We start from the raw sequence: 17,631 nt of genomic DNA, 5'->3' as shown, positions 1-17,631 counted from the left end.
GAACTCCACAAAACCAATGTGGGAGGGGGCTTGCTCCCGATAGCAGTGGTTCATTCAATACATGTAGTGACTGATGCACCGCCATCGGGAGCAAGCCCCCTCCCACAGTTTAATCTGTGTTGAGCTGGGTAATCGCCTGCACCAACACATTGATGTCCGTAGCCGTAGTCACCAACCCCGGTGTCACTCGAATACAGGTGCCAAATGCGGCGCCTGAGCGGGTGGTGGTGAACAAGTCGTACTCCTTGAGCAACCTGTCGACCATCACCTGCTGATCGCGCCCAATGAACTTGAACGCGGTAATCCCGCAATACAGCCTCGGATCATCCGGCGTCAGCACCTCAATTCCCGGCAAGGCCCGCACCTGATTCACCCAAAGATTGCGCAGGTAATTGACCCGTGCGCCCTTGGCCGCGGCGCCGCCCAGTTGCCGATGCTCTTTAAACACCAACGGCAGGCTCATCAGTGCCGGAAAGTTCGGCGTGCTGTAGGACGTACGCGCACGCACATCCGTGGCGGGGTAGTGGAATTCACCCATGTCCGGGTCGATATCCGCCAGGCGCTCGGGGGCGATGTAGAGAAAGCCCAGGGTCAGCGGGGCGCCGATCCATTTGTGCAAGTTGAAGCCGGCGAACTGAATGCCCAACTCGGCCAGGTTGAAATCGATCTGGCCCAGAGCGTGGGCGCCGTCGAGGATTACATCAATATCCTGTTCACGCGCAGCCTTGGCAATCGCCGCCACCGGCATCACCAGGCCGGTGCGGTGCGTGACATGGGTCAGCGCCATCAGCTTCAAGCGCGGGTACTGATTGAAAGTATCGCGATATGCCTGCACAAGGCTGTCGAAACTGGCCGGGTGAGCGTGGGAAATCTCGATCACTTCGACACCGCGCACGCCGGCCAGCCAGCGCATCGCGCCTTTGACCGTGTCGTACTCCAGGTCACTGATCAGCACCTGGTCGCCGGGTTGCAGGCGGTTGTAGTTGCGGATCAGCGACTGCAAGGCTTCAGTGGCGTTGCGGGTGAAGGCCACCGAGTCCGGGTCTGCATCGATCAAAGCGGCCAGTTGGCGACGAATCTCGAGATTTTCCCCTTGCTCGAAGCGCTGACGCACGTACACCGAGTTGCTGCGATTGATGAAGGCAACGTGTTCCAGGTACTGGGCCTGGACTGCACGGCTCATGCGCCCGAAGTAGCCGTTTTCCAGATTGATCGGGCCCGGCTCCAGCTCATAGCGCTGGGCGATGGCCTGCCAGTGACTTTCGTTGTTTGCATTCCTTGGCATGGCGAGGCTCTTAATTAATGGCGAGGGGCGGGTTTACCGTGTTTAACGCGCAGCGGTTCAAGCAATTCGGCCAAACCGTTGTGGTCGATTTCCTGCATCAGTGCCAGCAAGCCACCCAGTTCCCCGTGGGGAAAACCTTCACGGGCGAACCAGTTCAGGTAGGGGCCGGGCAAGTCGGCGATGATCCGCCCTTTGTATTTGCCGAAGGGCATTTCGCGGGTGATCAGCAATTCGAGTTTTTCGGGGTTCATGGGCTTCAGCGTTTGATTCGATAGCGGGGAAAATACAGGCATTCTGCATGAAGGCCAAATGACAGATCATGCAAATAACGTCGATACAGATGGTTCAATAATTCGTAAGTCATTGAAATAAAACAAATAAGTAATTTTTCAAAACCTGGCACGAGCGCTGCAATCATTAAGACAACTTTCTCAACCCACATAAGGAATTGAAAAATGACTGATATCAATAAAGAATCCATCTCCGTACTGAACGACCTGATCGAAACCAGCATCGACGGCCAAAAGGGTTTCCAGGAGTGCGCTGAAGACATCAAGCACCCAGAGCTCAAAGCCCTGTTCGTCAAGCGCTCCGCCGATTGCGCCACCGCCGCTACCGAACTGAAAACCGCCGTGCGTGCCCTGGGTGGCGAGCCGAAAGAATCCGGCAGCGTGGCCGGTGCTATGCACCGTGGTTGGGTTGACGTCAAGTCGATGGTGACCGGTAAGGACGAAGAGTCCGTGCTGAACGAAGCCGAGCGCGGTGAAGACCACGCACTGAAGGCTTACAAGGAAGCGATCGAGAAGATCAACAAGCACAACCTGCTGGGCATTCGTGATCTGGTTGAACGTCAGTACCACGGCGTGCAGCGCAACCACGATCAGGTTAAAGCCCTGCGTAACCAGGCTCGCGCTCAGTCGTAAGCCCTGAGTTGTAAATGCTGTAAAAAGTGTGGGAGGGGGCTTGCTCCCGATAGCGGTGGATCAGTCGATAGGTTTATTGACTGAATCACCGCCATCGGGGGCAAGCCCCCTCCCACATTTGTATTGCGTCATTTTCAGCCAATGCTGATTGGCGGCAATTCGGTCAAGGTCACTACTTGCTGCTTGCGCGGGGCAAGAATCTCCGCTTCGCCATCCACTACCAACTCATCGCGCTGGTTGAACACGCGCGTGGCAATGCGTACACGAAACTTGGGCAGCTTCTCCAGGATTTCCAGGCGCACGGTGAGGGTGTCGCCGATCTTGACCGGCTTTTGAAAGCTCATCTGCTGGCCGATATAAATCGTGCCCGGGCCGGGCAGTTCGCAGGCTACCGCCGCGCTGATCAGCGCACCGCTGAACATGCCATGGGCGATACGCTCCTTGAACATGGTCGCCTTGGCGTACTCGGCATCCAGGTGCACTGGGTTGTGATCGCCAGACATGGCGGCGAACAACTGGATATCGCGCTCTTCGACAGTCTTGCTGAAGCTGGCGGTCTGGCCGACTTCAAGGGCCTCGTAGGGGGTGTTGGTTACCTGGGTCATCTAAAGGTGCATCCTGTGGCTAATCGATAATTTAATTGGCTGATTTTAAACGAAAAATTATTCGCAGCGGGTAGGCCTGCGCACTGTCAGGGCGTGCTCGAGCCACGTCAGCACATCCGCGGTGACGTCGTCGCGGTTGGTTTCATTGAACACTTCATGACGCGCCTGCGGGTAGAGCGTCAATTGCAGGTGCTGGCAGCCCGCGTCGCGCAGGGCATGGGCCAGGCTTTTGAGACGCTTGCCTTCACTCACCGGATCACATTCGCCGCCGATTATCAGAATTGGCAGGCCCGGATCGATCTGCGCGAGATTGGACGCTTTGCTGATTTGCTGCAAGCCGCCGAGCAGGTCGACCCACAGCTGGTTGGTGCAGCGGAAACCGCAAAGCGGGTCATGAATGTATTGGTCGACTTCAACCGGGTCGCGGCTGAGCCAGTCGAAGGCGGTGCGATTGGGTTTGAACGCTTTGTTGAAGGAGCCGAACGACAGAAACTCAATCAATGCACTACGCCCGCGCAAACCCTGGCGCGCGCGTTCGATACGGGCAATCGTCCGTGCCGCGCGATACAACGCCACCGGCTGGAAATTCGAACCGCTGAGTATCGCCCCATTTAGGCTGGCGCTGTGATGCAGCAGATAGGCCTGGGCGATATAGCTGCCCATGCTGTGGCCGAGCAAAATAATCGGCAGCCCCGGTTGCTGCTGGCCGATGTGCTGGTTAAGGCTGGCCAGGTCGCCCACCACTTTGTTCCAGCCATCCTCTTCGGCGTACAGCCCCAAGGTGCCTTCGTCGGCGGTACGGCCATGCCCACGTTGGTCCAGCGCATACACACCATAGCCGGCGCCGCACAACGCCTGCGCCAGGCGCCCATAGCGGCCGCTGTGCTCGGCCATGCCATGGGACAGCATCATCAGGGCCCTGGGGGGCTCGGCGGGCATCCATTGATTGACGTACAGGCGGCTGTGGTCGTTCGCGGTCAGCCAGAAAGTGCTGTGGTTCATGGCGGTTCCTTTGCGCAGGGTCGTTGCAGTGTATAGCTCATCGGGTGGGGGGCGGGGTATCTGCCTGCGCCTCAGCGACAAGATTCATACAATCAATGACACAGTTCAGTGTATTGCCTGTTTGGCCATTACTGCTAACGTCCTCAAAGCTCCGCTCTTTGTAGCTGCATAGAAAAGCGGCCGGACACACTCAGGTAAAGAGGACAAGAATAATGCAACCTGATTTTTGGAATGACAAACGCGCGGCGGGTGTGCCTAACACCATCGACCTCACTGCCTATCAATCAGTGATCGAAGTCTTCGAGCGTTCCTGCAAGACCTTTGCCGACCGTCCGGCGTTCAGCAACATGGGCATTACCCTGACCTACGCCGAGCTTGAGCGCCAGAGTGCGGCGTTCGCCGGTTACCTGCAGCAGCACACCGACCTCAAGCCCGGCGAGCGCATCGCAGTCCAGATGCCCAACGTGTTGCATTATCCGATTGCGGTTTTTGGCGCACTGCGCGCCGGGCTGATCGTGGTCAATACCAACCCGTTGTACACCCCACGTGAAATGCGCCACCAGTTCAAGGACGCCGGCGTGCGTGCGCTGGTCTACCTCAACCTGTTCGGTTCGCGGGTACAGGAGGTGTGTACCGACACCGAGATCGACTACCTGATCGAAGCCAAAATGGGCGATTTCATGCCCGCCGCCAAAGGCTGGCTGGTCAACACCCTGGTCGACAAAGTCAAGAAGATGGTCCCGGCCTACCACCTGCCGCGTGCGGTGTCGTTCAAGCGCGCCTTGCACATGGGCGCGGGCCTGGGCGTGACGCGACATTCGGTGAGCCTCGAGGACATCGCCGTGCTGCAATACACCGGTGGCACCACCGGCCAGGCCAAGGGCGCGATGCTCACCCACGGCAATCTGGTAGCGAATATGCAGCAGGCGCGGGCGTGCATGTCGCAACTGGGGGACGACGGCCATCCGCTGATCAAGGAAGGGCAGGAGGTGATGATTGCGCCGCTGCCGCTGTACCACATCTATGCGTTCACCGCGAACTGCATGTGCATGATGGTGTCCGGCAACCATAACGTGCTGATCACCAACCCGCGCGACATCGGCGGGTTCATCAAGGAACTGAAAAAGTGGCGCTTCACCGGGCTGCTGGGGCTCAACACGCTGTTTGTGGCGCTGATGGAGCATCCGGACTTCAAGAGCCTGGATTTTTCCCATCTCAAGTTGACCAATTCCGGCGGCACGGCTCTGATCAAGGCCACCGCCGAGCGTTGGCAGCAGATCACCGGGTGTGCAATCGGCGAGGGCTACGGCCTGACCGAAACTTCACCGGTGGCCAGCACCAACCCCTATGGCAATCAATCGCGACTGGGCACGGTAGGCATTCCGGTGCCGGCCACGGCCATGAAGGTGGTCGATGACGACGGCGCTGAGTTGCCGTTGGGCGAACGCGGCGAACTGTGCATCAAGGGCCCGCAGGTGATGAAGGGCTATTGGCAGCAACCGGCGGCCACGGCCGAGGCGCTGGATGCCGAGGGATGGCTCAAGACCGGCGATATCGCCGTGATCGATACCGACGGCTTTATACGCATCGTTGACCGCAAGAAAGACCTGATCATCGTCTCGGGCTTCAACGTCTACCCCAATGAGATCGAAGACGTGGTGATGGCCCACCCTGCGGTTGCCAACTGTGCGGTGATCGGCGTGCCGGATGAGCGCACGGGGGAAGCGGTGAAGCTGTTTGTGGTCGCGCGTGCCGAAGGTGTGAGCCTTGAGGAGTTGAAGGCCTACTGCAAGACCAACTTCACGGGGTACAAAGTGCCCAAGCATATTGTGCTCAGGGATTCGTTGCCGATGACGCCGGTGGGGAAAATCCTGCGACGGGAGCTGCGCGACATCGCCTGAACCGAATAGCTACAAAATGTGGGAGGGGGCTTGCTCCCGATTGCGGTGTTTCAGGCACAGATGCAGTGACTGACACTCCGCTATCGGGAGCAAGCCCCCTCCCACATTGTTTTGTATTGCCCGCTAAGCCCCATTCCAGAGCCTTTCAGTGGGTTATTTTGTCTGCGTTAAAAGTGTGACCAATTATTGTAGGACAGTCGTGTTAGTGACCGTAGGGCCCTCTTTTGGCTCTAGTCGGCCCTTGGCAAAGCTGCTACTCTCGGCGCGCTTTGTGACGTCTAGGCCTGCTTGAAGCGCCAGATTCACCTTAAAAAAACATACACCAATAATAATCGCATCAAATGCGATGATGAATTCGCGTCGCTGAGGAGTGGGCTTCCATGAACGAAGACTTTTGGAAGGATAAGTACCCCGCCGGGATTGCTGCACAAATCAATCCAGACGAGTATCCGAATATTCAGGCGGTACTGAAGCAGTCCTGCCAGCGCTTCGCCAACAAACCGGCTTTCAGCAACCTGGGCAAGACCATCACCTACGGTGAACTGTACGAATTGTCCGGCGCATTCGCCGCCTACCTGCAACAGCACACCGACTTGAAGCCTGGCGACCGAATCGCCGTGCAACTGCCCAATGTCCTGCAATACCCAGTCGCTGTATTCGGCGCCATCCGTGCCGGGCTGATCGTAGTCAACACCAACCCGCTGTACACCGCGCGGGAAATGGAACACCAATTCAATGACTCCGGGGCCAAGGCCCTGGTTTGCCTGGCCAACATGGCGCACCTGGCTGAAAAAGTCGTGCCCAAGACTGCGGTCAAACACGTGATCGTGACCGAAGTCGCCGACCTGCTGTCGCCGTTCAAGCGCCTGTTGATCAACAGCGTGATCAAGTACGTGAAGAAAATGGTCCCGGCCTATCATTTGCCGCAAGCGATCAAGTTCAATGACGTGCTGGCCAAGGGGCAGGGCCAGGCGGTCAGCGATGCCAACCCGGCCAGCGGCGATGTGGCGGTGCTGCAATACACCGGCGGCACCACCGGCGTGGCCAAGGGCGCAATGCTCACCCATCGCAACCTGGTCGCCAACATGCTGCAATGCAAGGCGCTGATGGGCTCGAACCTCAATGAAGGGTGCGAGATCCTGATCACGCCGCTGCCGCTGTACCACATCTATGCGTTTACCTTTCATTGCATGGCGATGATGCTGATCGGCAACCACAACATCTTGATCAGCAACCCGCGCGACCTGCCGGCGATGGTCAAGGAACTCTCGAAGTGGAAGTTCAGCGGCTTTGTCGGCCTCAATACCCTGTTCGTCGCGCTGTGCAACAACGAAGGCTTCCGCAAGCTGGATTTCTCCGCGCTGAAGGTCACCCTTTCAGGCGGCATGGCGCTGCAGCTGGCGGCCGCCGAACGCTGGAAAGCCGTAACCGGTTGTGGCATCTGCGAAGGCTACGGCATGACCGAGACCAGCCCAGTGGCCACGGTGAACCCGATCCAGCATATCCAGATCGGCACCATTGGCATCCCGGTGCCATCCACCGTGTGTAAAGTGATCGCCGACGACGGCACCGAGCTGCCGCTGGGCGAAACCGGCGAGCTGTGCGTGAAGGGCCCCCAGGTCATGAAGGGCTACTGGCAGCGCCAGGACGCAACCGACGAGATGCTCGACAGCGAAGGCTGGCTGAAGACCGGCGACATCGCGATCATCCAGCCCGACGGCTACATGCGTATTGTCGATCGCAAGAAAGACATGATCCTGGTCTCGGGTTTCAACGTGTATCCCAACGAACTGGAAGACGTGCTGGCAGGCCTGCCGGGCGTGTTGCAGTGCGCAGCCATCGGCGTGCCGGATGAAAAGTCCGGGGAGCACATCAAGCTGTTCATCGTGGTCAAGCCAGGGGCGACCCTGACCAAGGAACAGGTGATGGAACACATGCGCGCCAACGTCACCGGCTACAAGGTGCCCAAGGCCGTTGAGTTCCGCGATGCGCTGCCGACCACCAATGTGGGCAAGATTCTGCGGCGTGAATTGCGCGATGAAGAACTGAAGAAGCTCGGTCTCAAAAAGTAACGCACTTCAAATGTGGGAGGGGGCTTGCTCCCGATAGCGGTGGGCCAGTCACAGATAACGTGACTGACACTTAGCTATCGGGAGCAAGCCCCCTCCCACATTTATGACTGCGTTATTACAGGGCGAACTGCGCAAAGCTGATTCCCGCACCGGCAGGGCGCACATCCTTGAGGAACGAGTCCTTGTCGGCGCTCAGTTCCAGGGTGATTTCCGGCTTGCGCTTGCCGGCATTGCGCACCACCAGCCCTTCGAGGTTCTCACGCAGGAACGCCGTTGGCACTTTCAGGTGCAGCAGTTGGTCAGTCTCGGCGTTGTGCATCAACAGGTGGATCCACTCGTACTGGCCCACGCCAATCCGCGCCACTGGCAAGTCGAACCACCAGATATTGCGTTTGGGGTCCAGGTCGGTGAAATGGCAGTTGTTGACGCCGAGTACGGCACCGCCCAGTTCCTGGTTTCTGCGGGCGATGGCCTGTGCTTTATTGAGTTTCATAACCTTCCTACGGGATCTGTTATTCAGCGTTCGAGCCTGAATCTGCCGGGCATTCTCGTGGGTTGGCGGCAAAACATAAAGGCAAACCTGCCCCTTTCGATCAAATGCGCGCTGAAAAATAATTGAAACTCTGGCGCCTGGCGTCCAGTCAACCGCTACGTAGTGACCTAAAACCATTTGATTGTTATCAGGAGTAATACCATGGGCAGCACTTCCGATAAGGTAAAAGGCGTAGCTAATGAAGCCGCCGGTAACATCAAGCAAGGTGTCGGCAAGGCGACGGACAACGACAAAATGCGTGCTGAAGGCGTGATCCAGGAAAAGAAAGGCGAAGCACAGCAGGCAGTGGGCAAGACCAAGGACGCAGTGAAAAAGCGACCGAGTAAGACGGTCCGGCTGGCTCATCCCAGCAGCCCGACGGCCATCTACGGATGGCCGTTTTTGTATCCAAGGCTGCAACTAAAGTTTAGAAATTGTTTCAAAGTCGCCAAATGGGCTACTTTGATGTAGAAAACGGCCCCTGAGTCGCCCGCGACCTCACCCTCTTTGCGGCGAAAGGAGACGCTATGATTTTTCCGGTACTCGATGGTCTCAAGCTGCACAAGGTGCTGGTGCGCACCGTAACGGAATTCGTCGATGACGAGATGCCCACCTATGCCTCGGCGCTGGCCTACCAGATGCTGTTCTCGTTGTTTCCCTTCCTGTTGTTCCTGATTGCCCTGATCGGTTTCCTGCACCTGCCGGACTTCTTCACCTGGCTGCGCCTGCAGTCGGAGCTGGTATTGCCGCCCCAGGCACTGGAGCAGGTCAACCCGGTGATCGACCAGTTGCAGCAATCCAAGGGCGGGCTGCTCTCGGTGGGTATCGTGATCGCCCTGTGGACCGCCTCCGCTGGCGTACGCCTGATGATGAGCGCGATGAATGCGGCTTATGACGTGGTGGAGGGGCGGCCGATCTGGAAGCGTTTCCCGCTGTCGATTTTCTACACCATCGGCATCGCCGGCATGCTGCTCGCCGCCGCCGCGCTGATGGTGCTCGGCCCGCAGGTGATGGAATGGCTGGCGGGGCAGATCGGTATGCAGGAGTTCGTCGTCACGCTGTGGACCCTCGTGCGCTGGCCGCTGATCGTGATCCTGCTGATGTTTGCCGTGGCCCTCATGTATTACGTGATGCCGGATGTCGAACAGGAGTTTCGCTTTATCACCCCCGGTTCCGTATTGGCGGTGGTGGTGTGGATCGTCGCTTCCCTCGGCTTTGGCTACTACGTTAAAACCTTCGCCGACTACAACGCCATGTACGGCAGTATCGGCGCGATCATCGTGTTGCTCTTGTACTTCTATATTTCCGCTGCCGTGCTGTTGCTCGGCGCGGAAATGAACGCCGTGATCGAACACATGTCCGCCGAAGGCAAGGACCCCGGCCAAAAGGAAATCGACGAACCGGGCCATGCCGGTGAAAAACAACATGTCTCCGGCCTGGGCCGGGACCATTCCAAGCCTCTTACCGTTGAGCCTGATCAATGATCCGTGAAATCCTGAAAATGGGCGATGAACGTCTGCTGCGCATCGCCCCGCCAGTGCCGCCGGAAATGTTCGACAGCCCTGAGCTGTGGCAACTGATCGACGACATGTTCCAGACCATGGAACACGTGGGCGGCGTCGGCCTGGCTGCGCCGCAGATCGGTGTGGACCTGCAATTGGTGATCTTTGGTTTCGAGGCCAGCGAACGCTACCCGGAGGCCCCACCGGTACCGCAGACCATCCTGATCAACCCGTTGATCACACCGCTCAGCCCGGTGCTGGAAGAGGGGTATGAGGGCTGCCTGTCCGTGCCCGGCCTGCGCGGCGCCGTGGACCGCTATCAGCAGATCCGCTACGAAGGCTTCGACCCCAAGGGCGAGCCGATCGTACGCTTCGCCGACGGCTTCCATGCACGGGTGGTGCAGCATGAGTGCGATCACCTGATCGGGCGGTTGTACCCGTCGCGGATTACTGACTTCAGCAAGTTTGGATTTATCGAAGTGCTGTTCCCGGAAATGGACCCAACCGCCGACGAATGACCGGCAAACTGCAACAGGTCTAAATGTGGGAGGGGGCTTGCTCCTACCCACCGCTATCGGGCGCAAGCCATCAGGTTATCGAAGGCCCATCGCGATCATCGGTTTGTTGCGCTTGTAGCGCACCAACCGCTCACTGAGCGATTGCGGCAAAACCGTGTCCTGGGAAAAACCCATACGCTGATACATCCCTTCAAGGTCCGGGTGGCAAAACAGCCATACGTTATCGTCCACTTCAGCCACTGCCAGGTGGATCAACCGCGCCGCCAGCCCCTGGCCGCGATAAGCCGGGTCAACGAACACGCCGGTCAGCCATTGCCCACCGACCACGGGGGTCAGGCATAACCCGGCAACGATCTGCGTGTCCCTCGCCACCCACAACTGCCCGTCCTTGAGCGCCTTCATCGACGAGTTGTGGCTGCGGTAAAACTTGTTCAGCAGCGGCCATAGCGGCGCTGCCAAGCGTTCGATGTGCATGTTCAAACCAATGAAAGGACAAGCGGGCATTGTAGCCGTTGCCGGCAGGGCGCAAACATCGGCCTGCGAGTCCGCATATAAAGTTATAAATAGATGATTTTTTAATATTATTAATGAATAAGAGAGCTTGCTAGGATCGCTGCTTCGAAGCACCCGACATACCGGGCCCAACCGCACCCGCCGTTAAGGTCAAGGAAGCGCTCTTATGCTGAAAATAATTGCTGTCGCTGCTCTTTCGCTGGTCGCCGCCAAGGCACTGGCCGCCGATCCATCCACGTTGCGCATTGGCTATCAGAAAAGCTCGGTAAGCATGGTCCTCGCCCGTGAACACAAGCTGTTCGAAGCCGCGCTGCCCGGCACCCAGGTGCAGTGGACCGAGTTTCTCGGTGGCCCGCCGCTGATCGAGGCGCTGAACGCCGGCAGCCTGGACATCGGCAATATCGGCGACATCCCACCCATTTTCGCCCAGGCCGCCGGTATCGAGTTGCAGTACATCGCCGTCGAGCCCAATGAGGGCAAAACCGAAGCCGTGCTGGTGCCTCAAGCCAGCCCCATTCATAGCGTGGCCGAACTCAAGGGCAAGCGTGTAGCGCTGCTCAAGGGTTCCAGTGCGCACAACCTGTTCCTCAAGAGCCTGCTGCGCGCCGGTTTGCAGTGGAAGGATGTGAACGTGGTGTACCTGTCGCCTTCCGACGGACGCGCCGCGTTCGAGCAAGGCAAGGTGGACGCCTGGGTGGTGTGGGACCCTTACTACTCGGCCGCCGTGGTCGACGGTGCCGCCCGCGTGTTGGGCACCGGCGAGGGCCTCAATCCGGCCGGCAGCTTCTTCGTGACCAGCAGCGCGTTTGCCCGGCAAAATCCCCAGGCCATTGCCACCATCCTGCAAACCCTCGGCAAGGCGCAGCGTCTGTCCCTGGACCAACCCGAAGACAGCATCGCGCTGATGGCCAAGACCCTGGGCCTGCAACCGGCGGTGGTCAAACGCTACTTCGAACACCGCTCGCCCGAGCCGATCCGGCCGCTGCAGGCGGTCGACATCGCCAATCAGCAACGCACCGCCGATTTGTTTTTCGCCAATGGCTTGATCCCGAAGAAGGTCGATGTGCAGCAGGTTGTGTTCAAAGGTCCATAAGCCCTGGGGCGAGGGAGCGGCTCCCTCGCCACTACTTGATTGCCTGACCGCTCATGGATTTTCCGCTGCCAGGGCCGCAACCACAGTGGGCCGCTTGCCCACCCGTTGTTGAAATGCCGCCAACGCCGGCCATTCATTCAGTTCAATCCCATGAACCGCCGCCCAACGCAGCACCACAAACAGATACGCATCCGCTACCGAATACTGCGCGCCCAGCAAATAATCCTGTTGCTCCAACGTTTGCACCAGCACCGCAAGGCGTTTGAACAACGTCGCCAGGAACATCGCCCGCACCTCGCCCTGGATTGCCGTGTTGAAAAATACCGCCAGCCCGCCATGCACTTCGGTGGCGATGAAATTCAACCATTCCTGCAAGCGCACGCGCTCCCAGCTGCCGTTGGCCGGGGCCAGATGGGCATCGGGCTTCAGGTCGGCGAGGTATTGCAGGATCGCGCTGGCTTCGGTCAACACCTGGCCGTTGTCCAGTTGCAGTGCCGCTACGTAACCTTTGGGGTTGATCTGCAGGAAATCCCTGCCGTCGGCCGTGGTCTTGGCTTGGTTATCCACGCGCACCAGGTCGAAGGGCAAGGCCAATTCCCGCAGCACGATATGGGGGGCGAGCGAGCAGGCATTCGGGGAAAAATACAGTTTCATGGAGGGCCTCTATGTCGGGTTTGCGCCAGTCTCGCGGGCATGGCACCGTGGGTAAAATTAAAGCTTCATACCCCACCCATAAGGACAGCTACTGCCATGATGAACTTGATGCATTGGCGCCTGCTGGTGGCCGTGGCCGATCACGGCAGCATCACCGCCGCTGCCGAACGGGTGGGCATGACTCAGTCCGCCGCCAGCCAGGCCATGGCATCCATGGAGATCGCGTTGGGGGTGCAACTGTTCACCCGCGAGCCGCGCAAGACCTTGCCCACTGCCTTGGGGGTGAGTGTGATCGAACAGGCGCGGGTGATGCTCGGTGCCTTGCAGGCGATACGCTGCCGCGCGGAGGAAGCCCGACCCATGCTGCGTGGGAACCTGCGCATCGCGTGTTTCCCTCAGGTACTGGCGAAGTTTCTGAGCCCCAGGTTGCAGCGTTTTGCGCAGCTGTATCCGGGCATTGAGGTCACCACCCTTGAGGTCACCGACGACGAAGTGCATGCCTTGCTCGACGCCGACTTGGTCGACCTGGGCGTGGTACTCAACCCAGAACCCGAGCGCAACCCCACGCTATTGGGGCGGGACACTTGGCTGGCGGTGGTGCCAGCCCGGCACGCGCTGGCGCAGCAGGTCACGGTGAACCTTGCGCAGTTGCTGGAGCAGCCCTTCGTGCTTGCCACCGGCGGCTGCAGCGTAAACGCCCGCAGCCTGAGTGCCGACGCCGGACTGACGCTGCGCGATGTGCGTGCCGAAGTGCGTGAATGGAGCAGCGCTTTCAGCCTGGTACGCGAGGATGTCGGCGTGACCCTGGTGCCGGAAACGACCCTGCCGACCCAGTGCCAGGGCCTGCGCGTGCTGCCCCTGAGCGTGCCGATACACCGCGAGTTCGCCCTGGTCGGCTCGCCAAACCGCTCACCTTCTGCGGCCGCCGATGCGTTGCTGGCAATGCTGGCTGATAACTGAAAACGCCGCTGACCTGATGTGAAAGAAATTCAAAATGTGGGAGGGGGCTTGCTCCCGATGGCGGTGGATCAGTCAATGAATCGGTGGCTGATACGCTGCTATCGGGGCATAGGTATCTACACAACTCTGTAGCAGCCTAAGTAACCACGATGCGAAGCGAGCCGCTCTTGATCTTGCTTTTGATCTTAGGCGCCCCGTTAAACCACGCTGGCCGGAATTCGACAGTGATTTGGGGGGTAAACCGGCAGGGATGCCGGTTTAGCCGCCCCGCGCCATGGATGGCGCGTGGCGGCGGCCCCCCAAATCAATGTCGGATTACGGGCACACCGAGCCTAGGCGAGGTGCCGAGTGGTGGGGCAAGAGCGTTTTGCTTACTTTTGCGCTTTTCAAAAGTGAGACGCCGTAAGGGCGGAACCCTAAGCCGCCGTTACCGCAGCAACGGATATGTACTCGCCTTGATCCAACATCCTAGTCGGCTGTCAGGCCGCCATCGGGAGCAAGCCCCCTCCCACATTTAGGTCGCGGAGCATCAGTTAGAGAGGCTTCGGCTCCCGAGCCGTCACAGGTTCAGGCCACGCCAAAAGTTGTGTAGATACCTATGGCTATCGGGGGCAAGCCCCCTCCCACATTTTTTGTTCAGCTGTGTGGCTTAGATTGCTGCCAGGGTGTCTTTCACTGCCTGGGCCTGTGGAGCAGCCGCCTTCGCCGCTACCTGCTGCTGTTGCTGCTCCTTTAAACGTTCCGCCACTTGCCTGGCAATCGCGTCCTGTTGTTGCTGCGGCAGGGCCTGCACTTGCTCTTCTGTCATCCCCTGCTCCTTTAGCAACTGCTCGCGGATGCGCTCGGCCGGGGATTTGCTCATGTACTCACTGAGTTCAGCCCGCGCCCCGGAGGTCGTCGCTGTGGCTTGCAACTGCACGCGGGTCTTGGCGAAGGCCTCGTCGATGCGATCGCTCGCCTTGTCCAGGTCCTTCTGGGCGGCCGGCACCGTCACGCTTTGCTGCGCCGTTTGCAGGGCGCCGCTGTACAGCGCGCTGGCAGCGGCGTTGGCCGGGTCCATGTCGGAGCGCTTGAGCTGTTGGACGGTCGACGCGGCTTGGGTGTCGTTGTTAACCAGCATGATCGGTCACCTGGGGGAATGTTCGGTGTGACAGCTGGAGCAATTAGCATGCCGGGCACGACGTGCCCGTTTTTATTGGGGGGCAAGCCGCCGTCGCGGCAAACACTGTCCTGTCGACGGCCAACCCTTGCCGTCAGTGGGCGATATTCTCCAGTGCCAGGTTACGCGTTCGCGGCCCGAACCAACTGATGGTGATCATCACAATCAACATGCTGCTCGCGATAAACGCCAGCACGCCCGGTGTGCCCAGGTGTTCGAGGATAAAACCGATCAGCAGGCTGCTGAACACCGTGGACAAGCGGCTGAACGAGTAGCAGAACCCTACCGCCCGCGCACGAATATTGGTGGGAAACAATTCGCTCTGATACGAGTGATAGCTGAAGCTCAGCCAGGCGTTGCAGAAGGTGATCATCACCCCACAGAAGATCAGCCCCACCGCCGTGGTTTGCACGGCGAACAGGCTGCCGAAGATCACCGCGCCCAAGGCCGAGCCGACAATCTGCCACTTGTTCTCAAAACGGTTGGCGACCTTCACGAACAGCAGCGGGCCCAGCGGATAGGCGAGCGTGATGATAAACGCGTAGAGCAGACTGTGGGTTACGCTGACGCCCTGGCCCGACAGCAAGGCGGGCAACCAGTTGCCAAAGCCGAAGAAACCGATGGCCTGGAACACATGGAAGACGATCAGCATCAAGGCGCGACGGCGGTAGGGCGGTTGCCAGATATCGGCGAAACGGCCGCTGCCCTGCACGCTGACAGCCTCGGGTTCCGGCGCATCCAGAGGCTTGCCGTGATCCTTCAGGCAGCGCGCTTCAAGGGTGTCCATGATCGTTCCGGCTTCCTCGAAACGACCTTTCTGCGCCAGCCAGCGCGGTGATTCCGGCAGGCGCTTGCGCAGTTGCCAAATAAACAATGCAAAGACTGCACTGCTGAGCACCACCCAGCGCCAACCGGAAATCCCGAACGGCGCCTGAGGCACCAGCCACCATGACATCAGCGCCACCGCCGGCACCGACAGGAACTGGATGAAAAACGCAAAGGCAAACGCCGAACTGCGCATGCGCTTGGGCACCAGTTCCGACAGATAGGCGTCGATCGTCACCAGTTCAATACCCAGTCCGATCCCCACCAGAAAGCGCATGCAGATAATGCCCAGGGCGGACGTCTGGATGCCCATCAGCACCGTGGCGACGGTGTACCAGATCAGCGCAAAGGTGAAGATCGCCCGGCGCCCGAAACGATCGGCGATGGGGCTCAGCAGGCTGGCGCCAAGGAACAGGCCGAGGAAGGTGGCCGAGGCGAACGCGGCCTGGTCGGAAAAGCCAAATACGCCCTGGCTGCCCGTGTGGAAAATCCCGTCGCTGATCAGGCCTGGGCTGATATAGGCCGTCTGGAACAGGTCATACAGCTCGAAAAAACCGCCGATCGACAGCAATGCCACCAGGCGCCAGATGCTGGCGACGGCGGGCAGGCGGTCGATACGTGCGCTGATGTGGGCGGCGCGGGTCGGGTCGATGCCGTCAGTGGTGGAGCGTGCAGGCATGGGTCAGAACACTCAGTAAGTGATGGGGATTTCAAAGACCTGGAACGCATCATCCACCGGTTGGTAACCCAACACACGTGTGGTTTCGCTCAGGTCCAGGCGCTTGAAGCGATTATTGGAAATGCCATGGGCGACCAGGTGTTTCACATCGCGGGTGTCCACCGCGCACTGCAGCAGTTGCACCGCATCGCGCGGGCTGAGCCACGCGCTGAGATCGCGGGCGTTGTTCAGGTCGGCGTGCTGGGGAAACTCAAACGCGCCAATGCGCACGGCGATGGTCGAGAGCGGAGTTTTGGCCGCGTAATAGCCACACAGCGCCTCACCGTAGCATTTGGTCACGCCATACAGGTTGGCGGGCATCACTTGCATGTCGGGGGTGATCTCACGGTCTACCGGATAACCTTCGACAGCTTGCGCGCTGCTGGCATATACCAGGCGCTGCACGCCGGCGGCCACGGCGGCCTCGAACAGGTAGGTGGTGGCGAGGATATTATTGGGTAGCAGCTCCTCGAACGACGCATCGGGGTCCGGGATACCCGAGAGGTGTACAACCACCTCGATGTTTTCGAGCAGGCTGGCGAGGACGGATTTGTCGCTCAGGTCAGCGTGCACGAAGCGGTGTTCGCCGAGCGCGAAGTCCGGCTCGACACGGTCGGTCAAGGTGAAGCGGTAGCGGTCTTTCGACGCCTCGAAAAAGGTCTTGCCGATTTTGCCGCAGGCGCCGGTCAGCAGTACGTTGAGTCCGTTCATGGTGTGTCCTTGTTCAATTATGGCCGTCGAGCGCGAAGGTCTTGAAGCCTGCATGCTGCCCGCCGAGTCGTTGATAATACGCCGCGATGGCGGGGTAGGGCGGACGCTCCATGGGCGTCACCTGCCAGCGGTGTACCGAGAGGCCGATCAGGATATCGGCGAGGGTGAATTCATCGCCGGCTACGTAAGCGCCAGTCTTGGCCAACTGTTGTTCCAGAATGCCCATCACGCTGTTCCAGCGTTGCACGGCGGCGGCAATCTGTGTTGCGTCCAGGCCGTCGGGATTGTTACGCACCAGCGCGGTGAACGCATCGCCCCAGGCACGGTTGAGTTCGACCGCTTGCCAGTCGATCCATTGTTCGACGCGGGCCCGTGGCGCGGGCTCGACGGGCAGCAGGTCAGTACGTTGATAGAGGCCGACCAGGTAGCGGCAGATGGTGTTGGACTCCCACAGCACGCCATGGTCGTCGATCAGCACCGGCACCTGGGCATTGGGGTTCAAGGCGAGAAAGTCGGGGGATTGGGTGGGCTTGAAGCCGATGCCCCAGTCTTCACGCACGTAGTCGATACCCAGTTCCTGGCAGGTCCACAATACTTTTCGAACGTTAATGGAGGAGGCGCGGCCCAAGATTTTCAGTGAATGTCCCATGGTGCTTCC

18 protein-coding genes and 1 pseudogene are annotated in these 17,631 nt (G+C 59.4%); 8 read left to right on the top strand and 11 right to left on the bottom strand.

Features of this window, described 5'->3' with window-relative positions; all coding sequences use genetic code 11:
- Window positions 1–109: 109 nt before the first annotated feature.
- The gene (locus C4J93_RS20525; protein ID WP_124430342.1) at window positions 110–1,285 is read right to left on the bottom strand and encodes an aminotransferase class V-fold PLP-dependent enzyme; all 1,176 of its coding nucleotides are present in this window, start codon (window positions 1,283–1,285) and stop codon (window positions 110–112) included.
- 14 nt (window positions 1,286–1,299) lie between these two features.
- Window positions 1,300–1,536 carry a DUF3820 family protein gene (locus C4J93_RS20520; protein WP_104505342.1) on the bottom strand — a complete coding sequence of 79 codons (237 nt, stop codon included), beginning with the start codon at window positions 1,534–1,536 and terminating at the stop codon, window positions 1,300–1,302.
- 204 nt (window positions 1,537–1,740) lie between these two features.
- On the opposite strand from C4J93_RS20520, the gene C4J93_RS20515 reads away from it, so the two are divergent.
- Window positions 1,741–2,208: a PA2169 family four-helix-bundle protein gene (locus C4J93_RS20515; protein WP_124371656.1), complete on the top strand. Its 468-nt coding sequence runs from the start codon at window positions 1,741–1,743 to the stop codon at window positions 2,206–2,208.
- 134 nt (window positions 2,209–2,342) lie between these two features.
- Here C4J93_RS20515 and C4J93_RS20510 read toward each other — a convergent pair whose 3' ends face one another.
- On the bottom strand, window positions 2,343–2,813 hold the full coding sequence (locus C4J93_RS20510) for a MaoC family dehydratase (protein WP_034115694.1): 471 nt from the start codon (window positions 2,811–2,813) through the stop codon (window positions 2,343–2,345).
- Window positions 2,814–2,870: 57 nt separating this feature from the next.
- A complete protein-coding gene (locus C4J93_RS20505; RefSeq protein ID WP_124430341.1) occupies window positions 2,871–3,815 on the bottom strand; it encodes an alpha/beta hydrolase in 945 nt (314 codons plus the stop codon).
- A gap of 212 nt (window positions 3,816–4,027) precedes the next feature.
- On the opposite strand from C4J93_RS20505, the gene fadD2 reads away from it, so the two are divergent.
- Together fadD2 and fadD1 are read left to right on the top strand one after the other, a co-directional pair.
- Window positions 4,028–5,716, top strand: coding sequence for a long-chain-fatty-acid--CoA ligase FadD2 (gene fadD2, locus C4J93_RS20500; RefSeq protein WP_124430340.1), 1,689 nt, complete (start codon window positions 4,028–4,030; stop codon window positions 5,714–5,716).
- Between the two features lie 380 nt (window positions 5,717–6,096).
- Window positions 6,097–7,788 (top strand): long-chain-fatty-acid--CoA ligase FadD1, encoded by a 1,692-nt coding sequence (fadD1, locus tag C4J93_RS20495; RefSeq protein WP_124371653.1) that lies wholly within the window; start codon window positions 6,097–6,099, stop codon window positions 7,786–7,788.
- Window positions 7,789–7,903: 115 nt separating this feature from the next.
- On the opposite strand, the gene C4J93_RS20490 is transcribed toward fadD1, so the two are convergent.
- Window positions 7,904–8,281, bottom strand: a complete 378-nt coding sequence (locus C4J93_RS20490) for a hypothetical protein (protein WP_124368109.1) — start codon at window positions 8,279–8,281, stop codon at window positions 7,904–7,906.
- Between the two features lie 201 nt (window positions 8,282–8,482).
- On the opposite strand from C4J93_RS20490, the pseudogene C4J93_RS20485 reads away from it, so the two are divergent.
- From C4J93_RS20485 to def, 3 genes and pseudogenes are all read left to right on the top strand, one after another.
- Window positions 8,483–8,656: pseudogene (locus C4J93_RS20485) on the top strand (CsbD family protein); the annotation flags it as partial.
- Between the two features lie 191 nt (window positions 8,657–8,847).
- Window positions 8,848–9,804, top strand: a complete 957-nt coding sequence (locus C4J93_RS20480) for a YihY/virulence factor BrkB family protein (protein ID WP_124430339.1) — start codon at window positions 8,848–8,850, stop codon at window positions 9,802–9,804.
- Window positions 9,801–10,340, top strand: a complete 540-nt coding sequence (gene def, locus C4J93_RS20475; protein WP_124371649.1) for a peptide deformylase — start codon at window positions 9,801–9,803, stop codon at window positions 10,338–10,340. Before C4J93_RS20480 ends, def begins: the two co-directional genes overlap by 4 nt.
- A gap of 75 nt (window positions 10,341–10,415) precedes the next feature.
- Here def and C4J93_RS20470 read toward each other — a convergent pair whose 3' ends face one another.
- On the bottom strand, window positions 10,416–10,814 hold the full coding sequence (locus tag C4J93_RS20470; RefSeq protein ID WP_124430338.1) for a GNAT family N-acetyltransferase: 399 nt from the start codon (window positions 10,812–10,814) through the stop codon (window positions 10,416–10,418).
- Between the two features lie 205 nt (window positions 10,815–11,019).
- Here C4J93_RS20470 and C4J93_RS20465 point away from each other — a divergent pair, with 205 nt between their 5' ends.
- A complete protein-coding gene (locus tag C4J93_RS20465) occupies window positions 11,020–11,946 on the top strand; it encodes an aliphatic sulfonate ABC transporter substrate-binding protein (protein ID WP_124430337.1) in 927 nt (308 codons plus the stop codon).
- 51 nt (window positions 11,947–11,997) lie between these two features.
- Here the strand turns inward: C4J93_RS20465 and gstA are convergent, their stop codons facing one another.
- Window positions 11,998–12,600, bottom strand: coding sequence for a glutathione transferase GstA (gene gstA / locus C4J93_RS20460; protein ID WP_124405088.1), 603 nt, complete (start codon window positions 12,598–12,600; stop codon window positions 11,998–12,000).
- A gap of 96 nt (window positions 12,601–12,696) precedes the next feature.
- Between gstA and C4J93_RS20455 the strand changes: the two genes are divergently transcribed.
- On the top strand, window positions 12,697–13,560 hold the full coding sequence (locus C4J93_RS20455; protein WP_124430336.1) for a LysR family transcriptional regulator: 864 nt from the start codon (window positions 12,697–12,699) through the stop codon (window positions 13,558–13,560).
- A gap of 649 nt (window positions 13,561–14,209) precedes the next feature.
- Here C4J93_RS20455 and C4J93_RS20450 read toward each other — a convergent pair.
- The 4 genes from C4J93_RS20450 to C4J93_RS20435 all read right to left on the bottom strand — a co-directional run bounded on the left by C4J93_RS20450 (window position 14,210) and on the right by C4J93_RS20435 (window position 17,622).
- The gene (locus C4J93_RS20450) at window positions 14,210–14,680 is read right to left on the bottom strand and encodes a hypothetical protein (protein ID WP_124405086.1); all 471 of its coding nucleotides are present in this window, start codon (window positions 14,678–14,680) and stop codon (window positions 14,210–14,212) included.
- A gap of 133 nt (window positions 14,681–14,813) precedes the next feature.
- Complete coding sequence (locus tag C4J93_RS20445; RefSeq protein WP_124405085.1) at window positions 14,814–16,223, bottom strand: MFS transporter; 1,410 nt, start codon at window positions 16,221–16,223, stop codon at window positions 14,814–14,816.
- A 12-nt stretch (window positions 16,224–16,235) separates the two neighbouring features.
- Window positions 16,236–16,973, bottom strand: coding sequence for an NAD(P)-dependent oxidoreductase (locus C4J93_RS20440; RefSeq protein ID WP_124371644.1), 738 nt, complete (start codon window positions 16,971–16,973; stop codon window positions 16,236–16,238).
- A gap of 13 nt (window positions 16,974–16,986) precedes the next feature.
- Window positions 16,987–17,622 (bottom strand): glutathione S-transferase family protein, encoded by a 636-nt coding sequence (locus C4J93_RS20435; RefSeq protein WP_124430335.1) that lies wholly within the window; start codon window positions 17,620–17,622, stop codon window positions 16,987–16,989.
- Between the last annotated feature and the right edge of the window lie 9 nt (window positions 17,623–17,631).

This window comes from Pseudomonas sp. R2-37-08W, assembly GCF_003851705.1.
In the GTDB taxonomy this organism is placed as follows: Bacteria; Pseudomonadota; Gammaproteobacteria; order Pseudomonadales; family Pseudomonadaceae; genus Aquipseudomonas.
The sequence above is the reverse complement of the archived record's forward strand: the minus strand, read 5'-3'. Positions and strand labels throughout refer to the sequence as shown.

Bases quoted from the DNA above. Each gene is read 5' to 3' on its own strand.
- C4J93_RS20515 (WP_124371656.1), top strand. From the start codon at position 1,741: ATGACTGATATCAATAAAGAATCCATCTCCGTACTGAACGACCTGATC.
- def (WP_124371649.1), top strand. From the start codon at position 9,801: ATGATCCGTGAAATCCTGAAAATGGGCGATGAACGTCTGCTGCGCATC.
- C4J93_RS20525 (WP_124430342.1), bottom strand. From the start codon at position 1,285: ATGCCAAGGAATGCAAACAACGAAAGTCACTGGCAGGCCATCGCCCAG.
- C4J93_RS20445 (WP_124405085.1), bottom strand. From the start codon at position 16,223: ATGCCTGCACGCTCCACCACTGACGGCATCGACCCGACCCGCGCCGCC.
- C4J93_RS20465 (WP_124430337.1), top strand. From the start codon at position 11,020: ATGCTGAAAATAATTGCTGTCGCTGCTCTTTCGCTGGTCGCCGCCAAG.
- C4J93_RS20440 (WP_124371644.1), bottom strand. From the start codon at position 16,973: ATGAACGGACTCAACGTACTGCTGACCGGCGCCTGCGGCAAAATCGGC.
- C4J93_RS20450 (WP_124405086.1), bottom strand. From the start codon at position 14,680: ATGCTGGTTAACAACGACACCCAAGCCGCGTCGACCGTCCAACAGCTC.
- C4J93_RS20480 (WP_124430339.1), top strand. From the start codon at position 8,848: ATGATTTTTCCGGTACTCGATGGTCTCAAGCTGCACAAGGTGCTGGTG.
- C4J93_RS20510 (WP_034115694.1), bottom strand. From the start codon at position 2,813: ATGACCCAGGTAACCAACACCCCCTACGAGGCCCTTGAAGTCGGCCAG.
- C4J93_RS20435 (WP_124430335.1), bottom strand. From the start codon at position 17,622: ATGGGACATTCACTGAAAATCTTGGGCCGCGCCTCCTCCATTAACGTT.
- C4J93_RS20505 (WP_124430341.1), bottom strand. From the start codon at position 3,815: ATGAACCACAGCACTTTCTGGCTGACCGCGAACGACCACAGCCGCCTG.
- C4J93_RS20470 (WP_124430338.1), bottom strand. From the start codon at position 10,814: ATGCACATCGAACGCTTGGCAGCGCCGCTATGGCCGCTGCTGAACAAG.
- gstA (WP_124405088.1), bottom strand. From the start codon at position 12,600: ATGAAACTGTATTTTTCCCCGAATGCCTGCTCGCTCGCCCCCCATATC.
- C4J93_RS20520 (WP_104505342.1), bottom strand. From the start codon at position 1,536: ATGAACCCCGAAAAACTCGAATTGCTGATCACCCGCGAAATGCCCTTC.
- fadD1 (WP_124371653.1), top strand. From the start codon at position 6,097: ATGAACGAAGACTTTTGGAAGGATAAGTACCCCGCCGGGATTGCTGCA.
- C4J93_RS20455 (WP_124430336.1), top strand. From the start codon at position 12,697: ATGATGAACTTGATGCATTGGCGCCTGCTGGTGGCCGTGGCCGATCAC.
- fadD2 (WP_124430340.1), top strand. From the start codon at position 4,028: ATGCAACCTGATTTTTGGAATGACAAACGCGCGGCGGGTGTGCCTAAC.
- C4J93_RS20490 (WP_124368109.1), bottom strand. From the start codon at position 8,281: ATGAAACTCAATAAAGCACAGGCCATCGCCCGCAGAAACCAGGAACTG.